This window comes from Streptomyces sp. NPDC039480, assembly GCF_055597165.1.
This window is the reverse complement of record NZ_JBVITX010000005.1, coordinates 395836-416006: the sequence shown is the minus strand read 5'-3', so window position 1 is coordinate 416006 and position 20171 is coordinate 395836. Positions and strand designations below refer to the sequence as shown.

The window sequence follows — 20171 nt, the reverse complement described above, 5'->3', positions numbered from 1 at the left end:
GGGCACAGGACGCCGCGAGGTGACCAACCGAGGATTCGCTCGTTTTGCTGAACGTGCCGTCGAATGTGCAGTCTCCGCCGAAGTCCCCGAAGTCCCCCAAGTCCCCCAAGCCCAGGGGCTCCGCCCCCGTCGTCGACGTGGAGCAGGCCGAGGCCGCCCTCGTCGAGCATTACCCACGGCTCGTGCGGCTGGCCTATCTGGTCCTGCCGCCGAGTCTGGGCCGCAACCGCCGGGTCCTGACCGCCCACGCCCTCACCCAGCGCGCCCTGCCGCGCAGCCGCAGGACGGGTGAGGCGGTCGTCGTCCCGGCGCAGCGGGGCGGCGCAGGAAGCGGCGGGCCGCACGGCGACCCGGCCTACGCGTGCGTGCGCCTAGAGGTGCTGCGCGGCGCCCTCGACGCCGGCCTCCCGCTGAGATGGACCTCCTGGCCCAAGCGGGCCCAGCTGCCACCGCTGCTGCCGCAGGTCCGTGGCCTGCGGCTCTTCCCCCGCTCCGGCGGCGCCGACGAAGTAGCCCTGGAGCAGCGGCTCGCCGACCTGTCGGGCCCCGCCCGCGCCGCCTACGCGCTCCGCGGCCTCGAAGGGCTCGACGACGACGGCGCGTTCGCCGTTCTCCTCGCCCTGGACTGCGACGACCCCGAGGACGCCCTCGACGAGGCCGACGAGATCGAGGAGCAGTACGAGCTGCTCGCGTCGCCCGAGTTCGACCCCTGCGCCCTCCAGGCCCGGCCGACCGACCTGATGCGGCGCAGGCAGCACATGAAGGCCGCCGGAGTCGCGGTCGCCGCCGCGCTGGTGTGCGGGGCCCTGCTCGGCATGCCCGGCGACGGCTGGGGGCCCGACGGTGCCGCCGCGCCGCCCTACGCGAAGAACCCGGCCGGGCAGGCCGCGCTCGATCCGGCGCAGTTGCGGGCGGCTCCCGCGGGGTCGTGGAAACGTTCCGCCCGTACCGACTTCTCCGTGTGGCCCGCCCGCGGCAACCTCATCGGCGACAAGGAGCTGCTCCGCCGCGCCCTCGCCGTCTGGGCACGGCCCGGCGAGTCCGTGCAGGTCTCCGCGACGCCGGGCACCGCGGCCGGGGCGCCGCCCGGCCCCGCCCAGCTGCTCTTCGCCGGTGAGGTCGACTCCGCGCGCGTCGTGCTGCTCTACGACGGACTGCGCATCGTGCGGTACGCGGAGCCGCAGGAGGGCACGAACGGCGCGGCGCTCGACTTCGCCCGCGTGGACGGCGCGACGAACACCGAGGCGAACGCCGTCGTCGTCGACCGCGCCGACGGGAACATCCGCTATCTGACGGCTCCCTGGGTGCGGTCCGCCGCGGTGCAGGACCTGTTGAAGCCCACCACGAGGGCCGCCGCCCTGCGCCGTTCCGACGACGGTGTCACCGAGCCCTTCGCCGGGCCCGCGCAGACCGGCCAGTGCACGTCGTGGAACGCGCTGCGGCTGCGCGACCACTCCGGCGCGGTGCGCATGTCGACCGACCTCGGCGAGCTCGTCCCCGCCCATCTGACCGCGGGCCGCCCGCAGGCCCCGCGCGAGGCCACGCCCGCGGACTGGTCGAAGTCCGCGTGCTCCCTCGCGTCGGTGCGCTCGCACGGCATCCGCTCCGTGAACTCGTGGGCGTACGCCCGTCAGGCACTGCCCGAGGGCAACGGCGTCGCGACCTGGGCCTGCACCCGTGCCGAGACCTGGCGGGGCCTCGGCAGCCGGACCCTCGCCGAGTTCCGGACCCCCGACGGGGCCGCGGGCGCCGTCGCCGCGCAGGCCGGCGACTCCCCCGCGTGCGGCGCCCGCGCCCCGCACGTGCTCGCGGGCGTCCTGTGGAAGTCCCGGGCCGGGAGCTGGTACCTCCTCGGGGCGGGCAGCAAGAACGTCACCTCCATCACCGCGTCCGGCGGCACCCGCGTGGCCGGCAACCTCCTCGCCACCAGGACGGAGCGGACCGCGCAGGCACGGCTCAGCGGCAGGCTCGGCGACGGCACGAAAGTGCAGACGCTGCGGTAGGCCGACCACAGAGGCAGGGGTCGCGCCGAAGTTCCCCGCGCAGACCCCTGTACCCCTCGCCCTACCCATCAGTACATTGACGCCATGTCTAATACGCAGAGCCGGGCGCCGGAGCCCGTCGCGTCCGAGCACATACCGCTCAAGGCACGCAACGTCTCCTTCTCCTGGGAGAACACTCCGCTCCACTGGCTGCCTGGCGACCCGTTCACGACGCACACGATCAATGTGCTGCATCTGCTGCTGCCCGCCGGTGAGCGCTGGTTCGTGCACGTCTACAAGCAGGTGCTGCCGCTCATCCGCGACGAGCGGCTGCGCGCGGACGTCATCGGGTTCATCGGCCAGGAGGCCATGCACTCGCAGGCCCACGACGAGGTCCTGCCGCACCTCAAGGAGCAGGGGCTCGACCCGACGCCGTACACCGCGCAGGTCGACTGGCTCTTCGAGAAGCTGCTCGGCGACCGGACGCTGCCCCCGGGCAGGGCGAGCCGGTGGTGGCTGATGGAGCGCGTCGCGATGATCGCGGCCATCGAGCACTACACCGCGTTCCTCGGCGACTGGGTGCTCAACGCCGAGGAGCTGGACCGCAGGGGCGCCGACCCGACGATGCTGGACCTGCTGCGCTGGCACGGCGCGGAGGAGGTCGAGCACCGCTCCGTCGCCTTCGAGCTGTTCATGCACGTCGACGGCGGCTACCGGCGGCGGGCCAGGACGTGGGCGACCGCGTTCAGCGCCCTGGTGTTCCTCTGGCAGCGCGGGGCGCGGTTCTTCATGGAGAACGACCCGACGCTCGTCGACGGCAGGGCGCGCTTCAAGGACTTCCACCGGGCCGGGCGCGCCGGGACGCTGCCCTCCACCGGTGACATGGTCCGCTCCATCCCCCGCTATCTGAGCAGGAGTTACCACCCTTCGCAGGAAGGCAGCACGGAGCAGGCCGTCGCCTATCTGGCCTCCTCGCCCGCCGCCCGCGCCGCGCTCGCCGCCGAGAAGGGGACCGCCTGACATGCCCCGCATCCGCACCGTCGCCCTCGTCGCGGGCGTCGCCCTGCTCACCAGGCGGGCCCTGCGCCGCCGCATCGAGGCCTCCCCGCTGTGGCCGCTGCCCGCCCTGGCGGAGCCGGTCTCCGGGCGGCCGCGCTCCCGGGCGCTGCGGCTCCGCGTCGCCCGGCACGAGACGGTCGCCGACGGTGTCGTACAACTGCGCCTGGAGGGCGCCGACTTGCCACCGTGGGAGCCCGGTGCCCATCTGGACGTCGTGCTGCCGTCGGGGCTCGTGCGGCAGTACTCGCTCTGCGGCGACCCCGAGGACTCCTCCTCGTACACCGTCGCGACCCGGCTGATCACCGCCGAGCAGGGCGGCAGGGGCGGCTCCCGCGAGGTGCACGGGCTCCGTGAGGGTGCTCAGGTCGAGGTGCGCGGGCCGCGCAACCGCTTCCCGCTCGCCGACGCGGCGTCGTACGTGTTCGTGGCCGGAGGCATCGGGATCACGCCGATCCTGCCGATGCTGCGGGCCGTCGAGGCGTCCGGGGCGGAGTGGCGGCTGCTGTACGGGGGGCGCTCCCGTGCCTCGATGCCCTTCCTCGAAGAGGTCGAGAAGCTCGGCGGGGCCGGGCGAGGGCGCGTCACCGTCGTCGCGGAGGACGAGGACGGGCTGCCGGACCTCGCCGCCTTCCTCGACGGGACGCCGCACGGCACCGCCGTCCACGTGTGCGGGCCCGAGGCCCTGATGGACGCCGTCGCCGCCGTCCTGCCGGACGGGTGTGCGCTGCACCTCGAACGTTTCGCGCCACGCACGTCGGCCGACGGCAACACCGCCTTCGAGGTCGAACTGCGCCGCAGCGGACGCACGGTGGCCGTCGCCGCGGACACCACGGTGCTCGCCGCCGTCCGCGCCGAGCTGCCGAACACCGCGTACAGCTGCGAGCAGGGCTTCTGCGGGACGTGTCAACAGCGCGTCGTGGAAGGGGAGATCGACCACCGGGACGAGCTGCTCACGGACGGCGAGCGGGCCGGCTCCATGCTCATCTGCGTCTCGCGGGCGCGCGGTGAGCGGCTCGCCCTCGACATGTGAGACGAGCGCCCCGGGCGGACGCGCACCGATCGGCAGAGGGGCCGGTTCTGCTCGGTAAGGTGTTCGCATGACAACCGGGGTGCGCCGCAGGATGGGTGTCGAGGAGCGGCGGCAGCAGTTGATCGGGGTCGCGCTCGAACTGTTCAGCCACCGCTCCCCCGACGACGTCTCCATCGACGAGATAGCAGCGGCCGCGGGCATCTCGCGCCCGCTGGTCTACCACTACTTCCCCGGCAAACTCAGCCTGTACGAGGCGGCGTTGCGCCGGGCGGCGGAGGATCTGGCCGAGCGGTTCGTGGAGCCCCGCGAAGGGCCGCTCGGGGCGCGTCTGCTGCGGGTGATGGGGCGCTTCCTCGCCTTCGTCGACGAGCACGGACCCGGTTTCTCCGCGCTGATGCGGGGCGGTCCCGCGGTCTCGGCGGGAGGGGCGCTCACGCAGGAGACGGCGTCGGCGACGAACGCGCTGATCAACTCGGTGCGGCAGGCCGCGTACGACCAGATCCTCGCGCATCTGGGGGTCGGCGACCCGCCCGCCCGGCTCGAACTCGTCGTGCGGTCCTGGATCTCGCTCGCCGAGTCGACGGCGCTGATCTGGCTGGACGGCCGGCGCATCCCGCGCGGGGAACTGGAGTTGCAGCTGGTGCACGACTTCGCGGCGCTGGCGGCGGTGAGCGCCGCGTACGACGAGGAGATGGCGGCGCTGCTGCGGGGCATCCTCGCCGCGGAGCCGACCGACGGCCCGTTCGCCCAGCTCCTCGACCGGCTGTTCGCGCTGGCGCCCGGGGCCGTCGCCGACTCGCGGTAGGCGGCGGGCTCCTACAGTGATCGGCATGACGGCACAACTGACCCTCCGCAGCGCGGACATCGAGGACATAGCCACGCTGGTGGGTCTCTACGAAGGCGCGGCCCGCTGGATGCTGGACCACGGCATCGACCAATGGAAGCCGGGCGCCAAGGACGAGCGGCACTTCCGCCGGCTGATCGAGTCCCCCTCGGAAGAGGTGTGGCTCGCGCAGGACGCCACGGGGACCCTCGGTGCGTACGAGCTGTGGTGGTCCGACGAACAGGCGTGGGGCGTCCGGCCGCCGGTGGCCGGGTACGTGCACCGGCTGATGACGCGGCGCGGGGCGCCCGCGGGGACGGGCCGGGCGCTGCTGCGGGACGCCGAGCGGCGGATCGCCGCGGCCGGCCGCGCCCTGTGCCGCCTGGACGTCATGGTGAGCAACCCGCGCCTGCGCACGTACTACGAAGAGGCCGGTTACGCGGCCGTCGGGGAGCTCCGGGACAAGCCCGCCGCCGACGGCAGCCCGTACGGCGTGCTGCTCATGGAGCGGCCGCTCGACGTCCGTTAGGGCCCGTCCGCGCGCAGCCGCATGGCGAGCAGGGCGATGTCGTCGTCGCGGCCGTGGCCGAGGCAGGCGAGCAGGGTGTCGCAGAGGGCCGCGAGGCCGAGGGGTGCCTCGGCCGCGACCGCGCGCAGCTGCTCCATGGAGACGGCGAGGTCGGTGCCGCGGGTCTCGATGAGTCCGTCGGTGATCAGGAGGAGCCGGTCGGTACGGCGCAGGACCGTCTCGGTCGGCGCGGGCCTGTTCAGGCCGAGGCCGAGCAGCGGGCCGCCGGCCCGGAGGTAGTCGGCGGTGCCGTCGTCCCCGACGATGAGGGGCGGGATGTGCCCGGCGTTGGCGACGCGGGTGTGTCCGGTGGCCGGGTCGATGAGGGCGAGGCAGAGAGTGGCGGTCACCTCGGGGTGGTAGCGCTGCAGCATGTTGTCGAGGCGCCGGGCGAGGGTTCCGGGGTCGGGGTCCTCGATGCAGTAGGCGCGCAGCGCGTGCCGGATCTCGACCATCACGGTGGCGGCGTCCAGGGAGTGGCCGACGACGTCGCCGATGCCGGTGAGGAGGCCCTGCGAGGTGCTGAGCGAGGCGTAGAAGTCGCCGCCGATCTCCGTGTCGCGGGAGGCGGGTTCGTAGCGGACGACGACTTCCGTGCCGGGTGTCTGCGGCACGTGCGCGGGCAGGAAGCTGCGCTGAAGGGTGAGGGCGATGTGCCGCTCCACCTCGTACATCAGCAGCCGCTCGGCGGCGACCGCGGTGGCGTGGGCGAGCCGTCCCACGAACCGCCCGGCGCCGGGCACGAGTCCGTTGACGTACGCGGGTGTGGCGAGGCAGACCGGCGCGGCCCCCTCGCGGGCGCGGGCCAGGGTGAGCCTGGCGCCGCCCGGGGATCCGTTGTCGTCGGCCTGGTCGGTGGGGAAGAAGCCGGCCGGCCACAGGGGTGCGGGCACGACGAGATCGCGCACGCCGACCCGGCCCGACATGTCGCGCTCGATCAGGAGGGCCACGGCCTCGTGCGCGCCGTCGTCGGGCAGTGAGGCGGCGGCTCTGCGCCGCGACAGGCCCCGGTGGACCTCGCCGTCGTCGCCGAGGACGAACGCGGCGGCGGGGCCGTGGGTGAGGCGGGCCGCGCCGGTCGCCGCGGCCTCGGCGAGCTCGCGCGGGCAGCGGGCCGACTGCACGTCGAGGATGGTCTCGGCGAGCCGGGTGAGGTGTCCGGCCTGGGCCTCGGCATGGGTGCGGTGGCGTGCGCCGCGGGCGGCGGCCCGGACGACGGCCTGGATCTCCTCCGGTTCGGCGGGCACGGTCAGATAGGCCTCGCCGCCCGCGTCGAGGCCGCGGCACCGGTCGGCGGGGGCTATCCGGGCGGCCGAGAAGTGCACGACGGGCAGCGCGGCGAACGTCGGTGACTCCTTCAGGCGGCGGCAGAGTTCGAAGCCGCTCATGTCGGGCAGGCCGACGTCGACGAGTGCCACGTCCGGCAGGTCGCCGGTGCGTCGGCGCATGTCGAGCTCGATGAGCGCCTCGCTCGCGCTGGCGGCGAGCACGACGGAGTGACCGTCCCTGCGCAGGACGGCGCTCAGTGCGTATCGGCTGGCGGCGACGTCGTCTACCACCAGGATCGTGGTGCGTGCCTTGCCGTTGACGCTCACTCGGGGGCCCCTTTGGGGCTGGCTGGTGGGGCAGACCCCCTTCGGGCCCGCCCGACCAAGTTAGCGCTCCGACGCACGCTCCGGGAGATGATGACGAGGGCACGACCGGGAACGGTGAAGATCCAGGAACTTTCCTCGTACACAGGGCTCGTGACGATACGATCTGCGCCCGTCTCCGGGCGGTGTCCCCTCGGTGCGCGGGGCCGGCCCGCACCGGTGTGGCGCAGGCCGTCGTGACCTTCGTGTTCCGCCGGACGTTTTACCGGAGTGTCCGACCGCTCCGCCCCGCGCCACCGCGCCTGTCCCCCGTAACTCCCCGTACTGGGAAGGGACTCCATGACCCAGAACGTCACCACCGCACCCACCACCGGCTCCGCGTCCGCCCGTGAGTGGTGGCGCGACGCGGTCATCTACCAGGTCTACCCGCGCAGCTTCGCCGACGGGAACGGCGACGGCATGGGTGACCTGCCCGGCGTCACGGCCCGCCTGCCCTACCTGCGCGACCTGGGCGTGGACGCCGTCTGGCTCTCCCCCTTCTACGCGTCGCCGCAGGCCGACGCGGGCTACGACGTGGCGGACTACCGCGCGGTCGACCCGGTGTTCGGCACCCTCGCCGACGCCGACCGTCTCGTCCGTGAGACCCATGCGCTCGGGCTGCGCTTCATCGTCGACATCGTGCCCAACCACTGTTCGGACCAGCACGCGTGGTTCCGGCAGGCGCTGCGGGACGGGCCTGGGTCGGCGGCGCGCGAGCGCTTCTTCTTCCGCCCCGGCAGGGGCGCCGACGGGTCCCTGCCCCCGAACGACTGGGAGTCCGTCTTCGGCGGCCCCGCCTGGACCCGGGTCGCAGACGGCGAGTGGTACCTCCACCTCTTCGCGGCCGAGCAGCCCGATTTCGACTGGTCCCACCCGGACGTCCACGACGAGTTCCGCTCCGTGCTGCGCTTCTGGCTCGACCTCGGCGTCGACGGCTTCCGCATCGATGTCGCCCACGGCCTCGTCAAGGCGCCGGGGCTGCCGGACATCGGCCACGCGGAGCAGGTCAGGCTGCTCGGCAAGCAGGCCGTGCCGTACTTCGACCAGGACGGCGTGCACGAGATCTACCGCGACTGGCGCCGGATCCTGGACGAGTACGGGGCCGGGCCCGGCACCGAGCGGATCGCCGTCGCCGAGGCGTGGACCCCGACGGTCGAGCGCAGCGCCCTGTACCTGCGCCGCGGCGAGCTGCACCAGGCCTTCAACTTCGAGTATCTGACGACCGGCTGGGACGCCGCCGCGCTGCGCGCCGTCATCGACCGTTCCCTCGCCGCGATGAACGCGGTGGACGCGCCCGCCACCTGGGTGCTCTCCAACCACGACGTCGTACGTCACTCGACACGCTTCGCCGACGGCGACGGGGCGCGCGGGCTGCGCCGGGCGCGGGCCGCCACGCTGTTGATGCTGGCGCTGCCCGGCTCCGCGTACCTCTACCAGGGCGAGGAGCTCGGTCTGCCGGAGGTGACCGAACTGCCGGACGAGGTGCGGCAGGACCCGGCGTTCTTCCGCGGTTCGGGGCAGGACGGCACGCGGGACGGCTGCCGGGTGCCGCTGCCGTGGTCCGGTGAGCGCCCGCCGTTCGGCTTCGGTCCTGTCGAGGGCGGGCCGAGCTGGCTGCCGCAGCCGGACTCCTGGCGGGACCTGTCGGTGGCGGCGCAGACGGGCGACCCGGCCTCCACACTGGAGTTCTACCGCCGCGCCCTTGCGGTGCGCCGCGCGCACCCGGCGCTCGGCGCGGGCCGTGACATCGCGTGGCTGCCGTCGCCCGACGGCGTGCTCGCCTTCCGCCGCACCACCTCCGCCGGTTCGTTCGTGTGCACGACGAACGTGTCCGCGTCCCCCGTCACGGTGCCCACGCCCGGCACCCCGCTCCTCGCGAGCGCGGACGTGGCGCCGGAGGCCGGGCCGGGCGCCGAAGGGACCGTACTGCCTGCTGATTCAACGGTCTGGTGGGCAGCCTGAGACACGACCGGTACAGTCCAATCCTGTGACCGCACGGCTAGCCGACATCGCAGCCCAGGCGGGGGTCAGCGAAGCGACAGTAAGCCGCGTGCTCAACGGCAAGCCGGGCGTCGCCGCGGGCACCCGTCAGTCCGTGCTCGCCGCGCTCGACGTGCTCGGCTACGAACGTCCGGTGCGGCTGCGGCAGCGCAGCGCGGGCCTCGTCGGGCTGATCACGCCGGAGCTGGAGAACCCGATATTTCCCGCGCTCGCGCAGGTCATCGGGCAGGCCCTGACCCGGCAGGGGTATACGCCGGTGCTCGCGACGCAGACGCCGGGCGGCTCCACCGAGGACGAGCTCACCGAGATGCTGGTGGACCGCGGCGTCGCGGGCATCATCTTCGTCTCCGGGCTGCACGCGGACACCTCCGCCGACATGCACCGCTACGAACAGCTGCGGGCGCAGGGCGTGCCCTTCGTCCTCGTGGACGGTTACTCGCCGAAGGTGCAGGCGCCGTCCATCTCCCCCGACGACCGTGCGGCGATGCGCCTCGCGGTCACCCACCTCGTCTCCCTGGGTCATACACGCATCGGTCTGGCCCTCGGCCCGAAGCGGTTCGTGCCCGTACAGCGGAAGATCGAGGGCTTCGTACGCACGATGCGGGACCAGGTGGGGGCGGCCCCCGACGACATCGAGACAGATCTGGTCCAGCACTCCCTGTACACGTTGGAGGGCGGCCAGGCCGCGGCCGCGGCGCTGATGGACCGCGGCTGCACGGCCGTCGTGTGCGCCAGCGACATGATGGCGCTCGGTGCGATACGGGCGGCGCGGCAGCGCGGCCTGGAGGTGCCGGACGACGTCTCGGTGGTCGGCTTCGACGACTCGCCGCTGATCGCGTTCACCGATCCACCGCTGACGACCGTGCGCAAGCCGGTGCCGGCGATGGGCCAGGCGGCGGTGCGCACCCTCTTGGAGGAGCTGGGCGGCACCCCCGCGCCGCCGACCGAGTTCGTCTTCATGCCCGAACTGGTGGTTCGTGGTTCAACTGCTTCTGGTCCCGGGCGCCCCTAGGGGAACACCGGGGTCGCCCCGGGGTCGCGGCCTCGTTCCTGTGGCGTAGAGAATGCGGCCCGAACCCGACCAGGGGATGATCGGTCGAAGGGTGGGAATCTGGCAGACTCTGTCCCTATGGGTGAGACGACCGTGACGACACTCGAGGGCCGGCAGAGGCCCTATGCATCACCCATCGCGGGCGAGGAGAACGCCCGCAGTGGGCGGAGTGCGCTGCGTCGTCTCCAGCGGTTCCGCACCCCCCGCCGCCCCCGGCTGTGGTTCGAGATCCTGCTGATCGCGGTGAGTTACTGGACGTACTCGCTGATCCGCAACGCCGTGCCGGAGCAGAAGTCCCAGGCGCTGCGGAACGCCGACTGGATCTGGCGCGTCGAGCACGACCTGGGCGTCGCCGTCGAGAAGAGCGTCAACCACGCCGTGGACTCGGTGACATGGCTGATCGTCGGCATGAACTACTACTACGCGACACTCCATTTCGTGGTGACGCTCGGTGTCCTGGTGTGGCTCTTCCGTTGGCATCCGGGGCGGTACGCCGCCGCGCGCCTCGTCCTCTTCGCGACGACGGCGGTGGCCCTGGTCGGCTACTACCTGTATCCGCTGGCGCCGCCCCGCCTGATGAACGGCACCACGTTCATCGACACCGTGCTGGTCCACCACACGTGGGGCTCGATGGCCTCCGGCGACCTCAAGAACATGTCGAACCAGTACGCGGCGATGCCGTCGATGCACATCGGCTGGTCCCTGTGGTGCGGCCTGACCATCTTCGCCCTCGCGTCGGTGCCGTGGGCCAAGGTGCTCGGCCTGCTCTACCCCGTCGCGACGCTCGTCGTCATCGTGGCCACGGCCAACCACTTCTGGCTGGACGCGGTCGGCGGCATGCTCTGTCTGGCCTTCGGCTTCCTGGTGGCCCGGCTCTGGTACGGCTCGATGCCGTACCGGCTGCCCCGCGACGTGGCGAGGACCGCACCCAGGTCGGATGCGGACCTCCGCCTGCTCATGCGTCGCGGTACGTGACGTTCCCTCCCGCCACCGTCAGCCTGACCGGCGCCTGCGCCACCTCGTCGGCGGGCGCGGCCACCGGATCGAGGCCGAAGGCCGTCAGGTCGGCACGGAATCCGGGAGCGATCCGGCCCGCCACGTCCGCCTCCCCGCCCGCGACGGCGGCGTGCGACGTGCACCCCTCCAGGGCCATCAGCCCTGTGAGTCCCTGGGCGGGGCCCGCCGCGCCCCGGGGTGTCCGGGCCGTGGCGAGGACCTCGCGCGCGTCGTAGTGCGCGATCGGCCAGTCGGAGCCGAGGGCCACGTAGGCCCCGGCGTCCCGCAGGTCTCGCGTGCGCCAGGCCCTGGCGGCCCGCGCGTCGCCCAGCCGCTTCGACCACTCGTCGCTGTGGTCCGCCCGTGTGTAGGCGGTGTGCGGCGGCTGCATCGAGGCGATGACGCCCAGCTCGGCGAAGCGCGGGACGGTGTCGTCCGGCACGGTCTCGATGTGCTCGATCCGGTGCGCGAGGCGGCCGCTCTCCCCCAGTGACGCCACGGTGTCGAGGGCGTGCCGGACGGCCGCGTCGCCGATGGCGTGGGTCGCGGTCCGCACCCCGGCCGCGTGCAGCCGCCGCACGGCGTCCGTGTACGCCGCGGGGTCCGGCCAGAAGGCGTCGGTGCCCTGGCCGTGGCAGTCCGCGTGCTCCAGCCACGCGGTGCCGCCCTCGACGGTGCCGTCCATGAAGAACTTGGCGCCGCCGACCCGCCACAGCCGCCCGGCCTCGGCCTGCAGGGCGATGATCTCGTCGATCCCCTCCTGCCCCACCCCTGGCATGCACCAGGGGGCGAGCCGCAGCCGCAGCGGCAGGTCGCCGTCCTCCTCGACCGCCGCGAGGAGCTGCGGCACGTCGTCGCCGAGGTCCATGACGTGCGCACCGGTCAGGCCGGTGGCCGCCATGGCGGAGAGCAGCTCAACCAGGCGGGTGCGGCGCTCGGCGTACGAGGGCCTGGGCAGCACGGTCTGGACGAGGTCCATGGCGGCGTGCTCGACGAGGTGCCCGGTGGGGCGCCCGTCCGCGTCGCACACCACGGTGGACCGCTGGACGAACTCGCGCGGCCCCTCGATGCCTGCGGCCCGCAGCGCGGCACCGCTGACCAGCGCGGAGTGCCCGTCGTACAGGCGGATGAAGGCGGGGGCGCCGTCGAGCACGTCCTCGACGAGGGCGCGGTCGACGGGCCGCCCGCCGAAGGCGTTGTGGTCGAGCCCCCAGGCGATCACCCATCCCTCGGTCCGCTCGGCGCCGCGCAGGGCCGCCCGCAGCGCGTCCAGGTCGCGCACGGCGGAGAGGTCGGTGCCGGTGGCCATCTCCAGGCCCCACACCGGGTGGCTGTGGGAGTCGACGAGGCCGGGGGTGAGGGTGGCGCCGGCGAGGTCGACGAGCTCGGTGCCGGGGCCGCGTTCCGCTTTTACGTCGCCGTGGTCGCCGACGGCGACGATCATGCCGTCCCGGACGGCGACGGCGGTGGCGTGGGGGCGGTCGGGGTCGAGGGTGCGGATGTGGGCGCCGGTGAGGATGAGGTCGGCTGCGGGCACGGTGCGGGGCTCCTATGCGGTGGGGCTCGTGGTGGTGGTGAGGGGGCCGGTGGGTTGGTCCTGTTCCTGTGGCGGTTCGGCTGCGAAGGCCGCGTAGACGTCCGGTCTGCTCCGGCGGAGCCGCGCCGCCAGGGCGAGGCCGAGCAGGAGGACGGCGGGGACGAGCGCGACGAGGACCGCGTTCACGAACGGTGAGGCGCCGGTGAACAGGTCGATGTGGGTGACGACCAGGACGAGCGCGGCGCTGAGGAGCACGGTCGCCGCGACGGGCGCGACGACGGTGCGCAGGGCTCCTTCCCGGTGGCTGATCCGGCGGAAGTAGCAGGGTATGGCGATCGCGGCGAGCAGCTGGAGCGCCAACAGGCCGATCATCCCTGGGGTGTTGACCCAGAGCAGCAGCTGTTGGTACGGGTCCGCACCGGCCGCGGCGAAGGCGAGGACGACCACCGCGCCGAGGACGGTCTGCGCGGCGCCCGCGACGTACGGCGAGCGGTGGCGCGGGTGGACCCGGCCGAGCACCGCGGGCAGGACGCCCTCCTCGGCGAGGGAGAGGCTGTAGCGGTTGATGGCGTTGTGGAAGGCGAGCAGGGAGGCGAGGACGCTGGTGACGATGAGGACGTGCATGAGGTCGGCGGCCCAGCCGCCCACATAGGTGGTGATGGCGGAGAAGAAGAGCCCGGCGGGATCGGCTCCCGCGGCTCGCACGACCTCCTCCTCGCCGAAGGCCTGGACGACGGTCCAGACGACGAAGGCGTAGAAGAGGCCGAGGAAGGCGACGGCGATGTAGGTGGCGCGGGGCACGGTGCGGTCGGGGTCGCGGGCCTCGCGGCGGTAGATGACGGTGGACTCGAAGCCGGTGAACGCGGCGAAGGCGCAGGCCAGGACGGCGGCGGTGCCGGGTACGAGGACGTTGTCCGGGGCGAGACTCCGCAGGCCGAGTCCGTCGGCGCCGCCTTCGAGGAGGACGCCGCCCGCGAGCAGGACGAGGATGCCGGTCTCGGCGACGAGGAGCACACCGAGCAGCTTCGCGCCGAAGTCGATGGACCGGAAACCGCCGTACCAGATGAGCAGCAGGCCCGCGAGGGACACCGGCAGCCAGGGGATGTCGGCGCCGAGGAGGGCGTGCGCGGTGTCCTGGGTGGCGGTGCCGAGCAGACCGTAGACGCCGATCTCCATGCCGTTGTAGCCGAGCATGGCGAGGAGCGCCGCGGCGATGCCGGCCGGGCGGCCGAGGCCGCGGGTGATGTACGCGTAGAAGGCGCCGCCGCTGCGCACATGGCGGCTCATCGTGGTGAAGCCGACGGCGAAGACGGTGAGGGTGACGCCGGCGAGGAGGTAGCCGACGGGGGCGCCGATGCCGCCGAGCGTGAGGGCTATGGGGGCGACGCCCGCCATGACGGTGAGCGGGGCCGCGGCGGAGACCACGAAGAAGGCGATGTCGGCGGTGCCGAGTGTGCCGGTGCGGAGCGTGCTGGCCATGGAGGGACGGCCCTTCTGCGGCGGGCGGAAGCAGGGCGTGGCATGGGGCGGAGACCAAAAACCTAAAGGCTTTCGGTTTCGGCAATGTAGCCTCACCCTGGGCAGTTCGGGAAGGCTTCAGAGAAAGATCGGGACCAATGGGAAGGCCGCGCACACCACTCCTCGACCGGCAGCGCATCACCACGACCGCGCTGGAACTCGTCGACGAGCAGGGCGACTTCAGCGTGCCGCAGATCGCGCGGCGACTCGGTGTCCAGACGGGCTCGGTGTACCACCATGTGGACGGCAGGGACGGCATCGTCGAGCTGATGCGCGAACGGGTGGCCGAGTCGATCGACTCCGGCACGCTGGCCCCGGGCCGCCCCTGGGACACGGCCCTGACCGCCTGGGCCCGCTCCTACCGCGCGGCCTTCGCGGCCCACCCCAAGGCGATCCCGCTCCTGACGACGTCCCCGGTGCGGGCACCGCGCGTCCTCGACCAGTACGAGCGGGCGGTGGCCCTGCTCCTGGCCGCGGGGTTCGCCCTGCCCGACGTCATGCCGGTGATCACGGGCCTGGAGAACCTCGTCCTCGGCTCGGCCCTCGACCTGGCGGCGCCGGAGACGATGTGGGTCCTGGCCGACGAGACGGCGACGCCACGCCTGGCCGAGGCCCTCTCCGCGGCGCCGCGAGGCCGCGCGGAGCAGGCGTTCGAGCTGGGGCTCGCGGGGTTCCTCGCGCATGCGCGGGAGATGCTGGCGACGTACGACATGTGAGTACGCCGGTCACGGTGGTCAGTAATCGCCCTTCCACACCGTGAACTTGAGCCGGATGAACTCGGCGTCGATGTCACCGTCGGTGTACTCGGCGAGAGCGACGAGGCCCGTCGGCGAGATGAGGCACAGCCGCTCGCCGACCCGCATGTTCGGGATGAACACGCTGTCCCTGAAACGGCTCACGGTGCTGCACGTCTCGTATGTGCCGCTCTCCTTGCGGCTGAGAATCACCAACTGCGCGCCGGCTCCGACTTGGAGGTTGCCCGAATCCCAGTAGAGCTCCTTGTCCGCCGTGCCCTTGCGGACGGGCCGCATGGGATCGTCGACGAGGCTGATGCCGTAGTCGGCGGCGATGTCGACGGTCGGCGACTTGAGGACGCCGGAGGCACGGGAGTTCTCGGGCGGGTCCGACCCCTTGGGCGAGTCGGCGGGGGCGGTCACGGTGGCGGTGGCCGTCGCCGTGGCCGTCACCGTCTCCGTCACGGTCCTCGCGGTCGGCGAGCTGACCACCGTCGGCAGCCCGAAGAAGCCGAGGACCAGGCCGATGAGGCCGGTGATCGCGGAGATCCAGGCGGCCACCTCCACGAACCGCCGCCCGGGTCCCGGCGGCGGGGGCGAGGGCGGCGCGGGGGTAGGCGTCGGCGGCGCGTTCGACATTCCGGTCACCCCGTTCCCCCTCGGGCGCACGGCGCGCGCCCGGCCACGTCACGCCACGCCACGTCCGGCGTGTGGCGATTGTGCCGCGCCCCACCCGCCCCGGGCGACCCCCTCAGGCCGCTCTGGCCGAATCCGTGCGCGCTACTTGAACGACTCGTCGCCGTCCCAGTTCACGTGGACGACCTCCGGGGCGAGGCCGTGGACGACCGCGCGGCCGACGTCGTTCTTGAAACGGTCGATCAGCTCTTGCATGCCGCTCAGCGGGTACTTGGCCTCCAACGCGGCGATCAGCGCCTCCGACGAGACGCCGACCCCGCGCGCGAGCTCCGCGGTGTTGCCGGGCCGGTTGTTCCAGCCCTTGGCGTTGTTGCGGCCCACGTGAATGGACTCCTCCGCGGTGATGCTGGAAGCGCCGGCCTCCTGGATCTTCTTCTGCCCGGCCGCCGGGCGGGCCGTCAAATGGAAGAGCGCTCCCTTGATCGCCACCACGGAGTCACCCGTGCCGCGATCCCTGACCTCGCCGCCGCTGGTGAGCATCACATTGAGGTGCACGGCCAGTTCGGCCGTCGTACCGCCGTCGCTCACGTGGACCGGGAGGGACGAGGAGATGAGGTTGTTGCCGCCGTTGTTCCAGCAGTCGGGGCCGAACTTGAATCCGGCGAGCGTACGGTCCCGGCCCACGATGATGCCCTGGAGCTTCTTCCAGTCGACTCGGGGAGCCGTCTGGGTGCTGGGGGCGCGCTGCACGGCGGACGTGTCCGGCACCGCGGTCGCTGTCGCCGTCGCGGCCGCGCGCTGCACCGGTGCCGCCTCCGTGTGGGCCGCGGGCGCCGGGCCGGAGAGGACCTTGTGGGCGTTCGCCTCCGCCTCGCGTTCGAACCGGTCGGACGGGTCCGAGACGCGGAGTCCGTTGCCGTGGTCGGTGCCCGCGACGGGGCCCTGCCGCTGCTGGATGACGTGCGTCAGCTCGTGGGCGAGCGTGTGGCGGTCCGCGCCGCCGTCGCCGATGACGACGTGGCTGCCGGAGGTGTAGGCGCGGGCGCCGACCTCGGCGGCCGAGGCCTTCGCGGCGCTGTCGTCGTGGATGCGGACGTCGGAGAAGTCCGCGCCGAGGCGGGCCTCCATGTCGGAGCGGGTGGCGGTGTCGAGGGGCCGGCCGCCGGCACGGAGCACGTCGTGGACGGCGGACCGCTGGACCGCCTGGACGACGGCCGCGTTGCCCGCGGTGCGCTGCAGCGCCATGAGCTCCTGCGCGCTCATGGTGCCGCCCGCGCTCGACGGCGACGCGGCGGGACGCGCCGGGACGCGGCCGGTTCTGTCGCCGTCGGCGGGTCGGGCGGTTTCGCGGGCGCGCATGGGGCCTCCAGGGAGACGGACTGGGACTCTTCCTGGATACGCCATGGGTGGCCGCCGGGCCAGGTGCGCAAGGGCAGCGTTCTGTGTCTGTGGGGGCAGCGCGAGAGGGGTGCCGGCGGCTGGTGGCGCAGGGGGCCGACTACGCCGACGCGCCTCAGGAGCCGTAGAACCGTTCCTCCACCACCGCCCGCGCCCTGCGCGTACTGCGGCGGTAGTCGTCCAGCATGTCACCGACATGCCCGGAGTCGTAGCCCAAGTAGCGCGCAACGGCGGCCAGTTCGCGGCCGTCCGAGGGGAACGTGTCGCCCGCGCGGCCGCGCACCAGCATCACCGCGTTGCGTACGCGGGTCGCGAGGACCCACGCCTCGTCGAGGGTCGCCGCGTCCTCGGCCGGGATCAGCTCCGCCTCGCGTGCGGCGGCCAGCGCCGCGCGCGTCCGGGTCGTGCGCAGGCCCGGCACGGTCCCGCCGTGCTGCAGCTGCAGGAGCTGGACGGTCCATTCGACGTCGGAGAGGCCGCCGCGGCCCAGCTTCGCGTGCAGGGTCGGGTCCGTGCCGCGCGGCATCCGCTCCGCCTCCATGCGGGCCTTGAGGCGGCGGATCTCGCGGACCGCGTCCTCCCCGATGCCGTCCGCCGGATAGCGGAGGGGGTCGACGAGGTCGATGAAGGCGCGGCCCAACTCCTCGTCGCCCGCGACCGGTTCGGCCCGCAGCAGCGCCTGGGACTCCCAGACGAGGGACCAGCGGCGGTAGTACGCCTCGTACGATCCGAGGGTGCGCACCAGCGGACCGCTCCTGCCCTCCGGGCGCAGATCCGCGTCGATGAGCAACGGCGGGTCGGCGGACGGGAGTTGGAGGAGCCTGCGCATCTCGGCGACGACCTTGGCGGCCGCCTTCGCCGCCTCCTGCTCGTCGGCGCCCTCGCGCGGCTCGTGCACGAACAGGACGTCCGCGTCCGATCCGTAGGCCAGCTCGTGGCCGCCGAAGCGGCCCATGCCGATGACGGCGAAGCGGGTGGGGAGCGTGTCGCCCCAGCCCTCGCGGACGACCGCGCGCAGCGTGCCCGAGATCGTGGCGGCCGTCAGGTCCGAGACCGCGCCGCCCACCCGGTCCGCGAGCCGGCCGGGATCGGCCTCGGCCGGGCTGTCCTCCGTGCCGTACGAGCCGATGATGTCGCCCGCCGCGGTGCGGAACAGCTCACGGCGGCGCATGCCGCGCGCCACCGCGACGGCCTGCTCGGCGCCGTCGGCACGGCGCACCGCCGCCAGGACCTCCTGCTCCAAGTGGGCGCGGCCGCGCGGTTCGAGGCCCCGCGGGTCGCCGAGCAGGGCGACGGCCTCGGGGGCGCGCAGGAGCAGGTCGGGGGCGAGCCGTCCGGCGGACAGGACGCGGGCGAGGTTCTCGGCGGCCGCGCCCTCGTCCCGCAGCAGCCGCAGGTACCAGGGGGTCTTGCCCAGCGCGTCGGACACCTTGCGGAAGCCGAGGAGGCCCGCGTCCGGGTCGGCGGAGTCCGCGAACCAGCCCAGCAGGACCGGCAGCAGGGTGCGCTGGATGGCCGCCTTGCGGGACACGCCGGACGCCAGCGCCTCCAGGTGCCTGAGCGCGGCGCTGGGGTCCGCGTAGCCGAGCGCGACGAGGCGCTCACGGGCGGCCTCCGTGCTCAACCGTGCCTCACCGGGCGCGAGTTGGGCGACGGCGTCGAGCAGCGGGCGGTAGAACAGCTTCTCGTGGAGGCGGCGCACCACGGAGGTGTGCCGCTTCCACGCGCGGTTCAGTTCGGTGATCGGCTCGGTGCGCATCCCCAGGGAGCGGCCGATGCGCCGCAGGTCCGCGTCGTTCTCCGGGACGAGGTGGGTGCGGCGCAGCTTGTAGAGCTGGATGCGGTGTTCGAGCGAGCGCAGGAAGCGGTACGCGTCGTCGAGCTGGACGGCGTCCACCCGCCCCACGTACCCGCCCTCACCGAGGGCGTGCAGCGCCACCAGCGTCGAACCGCTGCGGATCGAGGGGTCGCTGCGGCCGTGCACCAGCTGCAGCATCTGTACGGCGAACTCGACGTCGCGCAGCCCGCCGGGGCCGAGCTTCAGCTCCCGGTCGACCTCCCCCGCCGGGATGTTCTCGACGACCCTGCGGCGCATCTTCTGCACGTCGGGCACGAAGTTCTCGCGCTCGGCGGCGTGCCAGACGAGCGGCGCGAGCGTGGCGACGTACTCCTCGCCGAGCGCGAGGTCGCCCGCGACCGGGCGGGCCTTGAGGAGGGCCTGGAACTCCCAGGTCTTGGCCCAGCGCTGGTAGTACGCGAGGTGACTGGAGAGCGTGCGCACCAGCGGGCCGTTCCTGCCCTCGGGGCGGAGGTTCGCGTCGACGGGCCAGATGGTGCCCTCGACGTTCGTCTCCGAGCAGATCCGCATCATGTGCGAGGCGAGCCGGGTGGCGGCCCGCAGCGCCTTGCCCTCGTCGGCGCCGTCGGTACTGTCGGCGGGTTCCGCCACGAAGATGACGTCGACGTCGGACACGTAGTTCAGCTCGTGGCCGCCGCACTTGCCCATCGCGATGACCGCGAGCCTGCACAGCTCCGCGTCGCTCGGCGCCGCCGCGCGGGCCATGGCGAGCGCCGCCCGCAGCGTCGCCGTCGCGAGGTCCGCGAGCTCGGCCGCCGCCTCGGCGACGTCCGTCGTGCCGCACACGTCGCGCGCCGCGATGGAGAGCAGACAGCGGCGGTAGGCGACGCGCAGCGACACCGGGTCGGTGGCGACCGCGAGCCCCCGCTCGAACTCCGCCACGCCGGGGTGCAGGTCCGCCGACTCGTACGTGACGAGGGCACGCCAGTCGCTGGGGTGGGTGGCCAGGTGGTCGGCGAGGGCCTCGGAGGCGCCGAGCACGCCGAGGAGGCGGTCGCGCAGGGGCTTCGCGGTGACGAGGGTGTCGAGCAGCTCCCGCCGCCCGAGGTCGCTCTCCTGCGCCTCCACGAGCCGGACGAGGCCCAGCAGCGCCAGGTCGGGGTCGGCGGTGGCGCCGAGCGCGTCCAGGAGCAGCGGGTCGGTGCGTACGGCGCTCAGCGCCGGGTCGTCGAGCAGGCGCTCCGCGGCGGACGGGTCGGTGAAGCCGTGCCGCAGTAGCCGCGTGAACGTACTGCTTCGTCGCCCTTGCGGCAGCGTCATGCCGATCCTCCGTTCGATCACTCCTCGGCCCGAGCCTACGGCCTGACCGACGGACTCGGCGCGCGGGCGCGGCAGGGGTACGACCGGGG

At 73.4% G+C, this 20171-nt stretch carries 15 protein-coding genes; 9 read left to right on the top strand and 6 right to left on the bottom strand.

Annotation, left to right across the window (positions count from 1 at the left end; genetic code table 11):
* Positions 1 to 65 precede the first annotated feature (65 nt).
* The 5 genes from ACZ56E_RS18785 to ACZ56E_RS18765 all read left to right on the top strand — a co-directional run bounded on the left by ACZ56E_RS18785 (position 66) and on the right by ACZ56E_RS18765 (position 5423).
* A complete protein-coding gene (locus tag ACZ56E_RS18785) occupies positions 66 to 2003 on the top strand; it encodes a hypothetical protein (RefSeq protein WP_471215403.1) in 1938 nt (645 codons plus the stop codon).
* Between the two features lie 84 nt (positions 2004 to 2087).
* Entirely contained in the window at positions 2088 to 3002 is a 915-nt protein-coding gene (locus ACZ56E_RS18780) for a metal-dependent hydrolase (RefSeq protein ID WP_471215401.1), read from the top strand.
* Position 3003: 1 nt separating this feature from the next.
* On the top strand, positions 3004 to 4071 hold the full coding sequence (locus ACZ56E_RS18775) for a PDR/VanB family oxidoreductase (protein ID WP_471215399.1): 1068 nt from the start codon (positions 3004 to 3006) through the stop codon (positions 4069 to 4071).
* Positions 4072 to 4138: 67 nt separating this feature from the next.
* Positions 4139 to 4876, top strand: coding sequence for a TetR/AcrR family transcriptional regulator (locus ACZ56E_RS18770; RefSeq protein ID WP_471215397.1), 738 nt, complete (start codon positions 4139 to 4141; stop codon positions 4874 to 4876).
* Positions 4877 to 4901: 25 nt separating this feature from the next.
* Entirely contained in the window at positions 4902 to 5423 is a 522-nt protein-coding gene (locus ACZ56E_RS18765) for a GNAT family N-acetyltransferase (RefSeq protein WP_471215395.1), read from the top strand.
* Here ACZ56E_RS18765 and ACZ56E_RS18760 read toward each other — a convergent pair.
* Entirely contained in the window at positions 5420 to 7057 is a 1638-nt protein-coding gene (locus ACZ56E_RS18760; protein ID WP_471215394.1) for a SpoIIE family protein phosphatase, read from the bottom strand. The two genes, ACZ56E_RS18765 and ACZ56E_RS18760, sit on opposite strands and share 4 nt — an antisense overlap.
* Before the next feature lie 336 nt (positions 7058 to 7393).
* On the opposite strand from ACZ56E_RS18760, the gene ACZ56E_RS18755 reads away from it, so the two are divergent.
* The 3 genes from ACZ56E_RS18755 (at position 7394) to ACZ56E_RS18745 (ending at position 11120) form a co-directional block, all read left to right on the top strand.
* Complete coding sequence (locus tag ACZ56E_RS18755) at positions 7394 to 9055, top strand: glycoside hydrolase family 13 protein (protein WP_471215392.1); 1662 nt, start codon at positions 7394 to 7396, stop codon at positions 9053 to 9055.
* Between the two features lie 25 nt (positions 9056 to 9080).
* The gene (locus tag ACZ56E_RS18750) at positions 9081 to 10106 is read left to right on the top strand and encodes a LacI family DNA-binding transcriptional regulator (RefSeq protein ID WP_468600355.1); all 1026 of its coding nucleotides are present in this window, start codon (positions 9081 to 9083) and stop codon (positions 10104 to 10106) included.
* Between the two features lie 117 nt (positions 10107 to 10223).
* Positions 10224 to 11120 carry a phosphatase PAP2 family protein gene (locus ACZ56E_RS18745; protein ID WP_471215389.1) on the top strand — a complete coding sequence of 299 codons (897 nt, stop codon included), beginning with the start codon at positions 10224 to 10226 and terminating at the stop codon, positions 11118 to 11120.
* Here the strand turns inward: ACZ56E_RS18745 and ACZ56E_RS18740 are convergent.
* Entirely contained in the window at positions 11101 to 12678 is a 1578-nt protein-coding gene (locus ACZ56E_RS18740; protein WP_471215387.1) for an amidohydrolase, read from the bottom strand. The genes ACZ56E_RS18745 and ACZ56E_RS18740 overlap by 20 nt on opposite strands.
* A gap of 12 nt (positions 12679 to 12690) precedes the next feature.
* On the bottom strand, positions 12691 to 14157 hold the full coding sequence (locus ACZ56E_RS18735) for an APC family permease (RefSeq protein WP_471215385.1): 1467 nt from the start codon (positions 14155 to 14157) through the stop codon (positions 12691 to 12693).
* A 137-nt stretch (positions 14158 to 14294) separates the two neighbouring features.
* Here ACZ56E_RS18735 and ACZ56E_RS18730 point away from each other — a divergent pair, with 137 nt between their 5' ends.
* Positions 14295 to 14912 (top strand): TetR/AcrR family transcriptional regulator, encoded by a 618-nt coding sequence (locus tag ACZ56E_RS18730; protein ID WP_471215383.1) that lies wholly within the window; start codon positions 14295 to 14297, stop codon positions 14910 to 14912.
* A gap of 18 nt (positions 14913 to 14930) precedes the next feature.
* Here ACZ56E_RS18730 and ACZ56E_RS18725 read toward each other — a convergent pair whose 3' ends face one another.
* The 3 genes from ACZ56E_RS18725 to ACZ56E_RS18715 form a co-directional block, all read right to left on the bottom strand.
* Complete coding sequence (locus tag ACZ56E_RS18725) at positions 14931 to 15569, bottom strand: hypothetical protein (RefSeq protein ID WP_471215381.1); 639 nt, start codon at positions 15567 to 15569, stop codon at positions 14931 to 14933.
* Between the two features lie 141 nt (positions 15570 to 15710).
* Positions 15711 to 16925 carry an eCIS core domain-containing protein gene (locus ACZ56E_RS18720; protein WP_471215380.1) on the bottom strand — a complete coding sequence of 405 codons (1215 nt, stop codon included), beginning with the start codon at positions 16923 to 16925 and terminating at the stop codon, positions 15711 to 15713.
* Positions 16926 to 17079: 154 nt separating this feature from the next.
* Positions 17080 to 20082 carry a bifunctional [glutamine synthetase] adenylyltransferase/[glutamine synthetase]-adenylyl-L-tyrosine phosphorylase gene (locus ACZ56E_RS18715; RefSeq protein WP_471215378.1) on the bottom strand — a complete coding sequence of 1001 codons (3003 nt, stop codon included), beginning with the start codon at positions 20080 to 20082 and terminating at the stop codon, positions 17080 to 17082.
* Positions 20083 to 20171 lie beyond the last annotated feature (89 nt).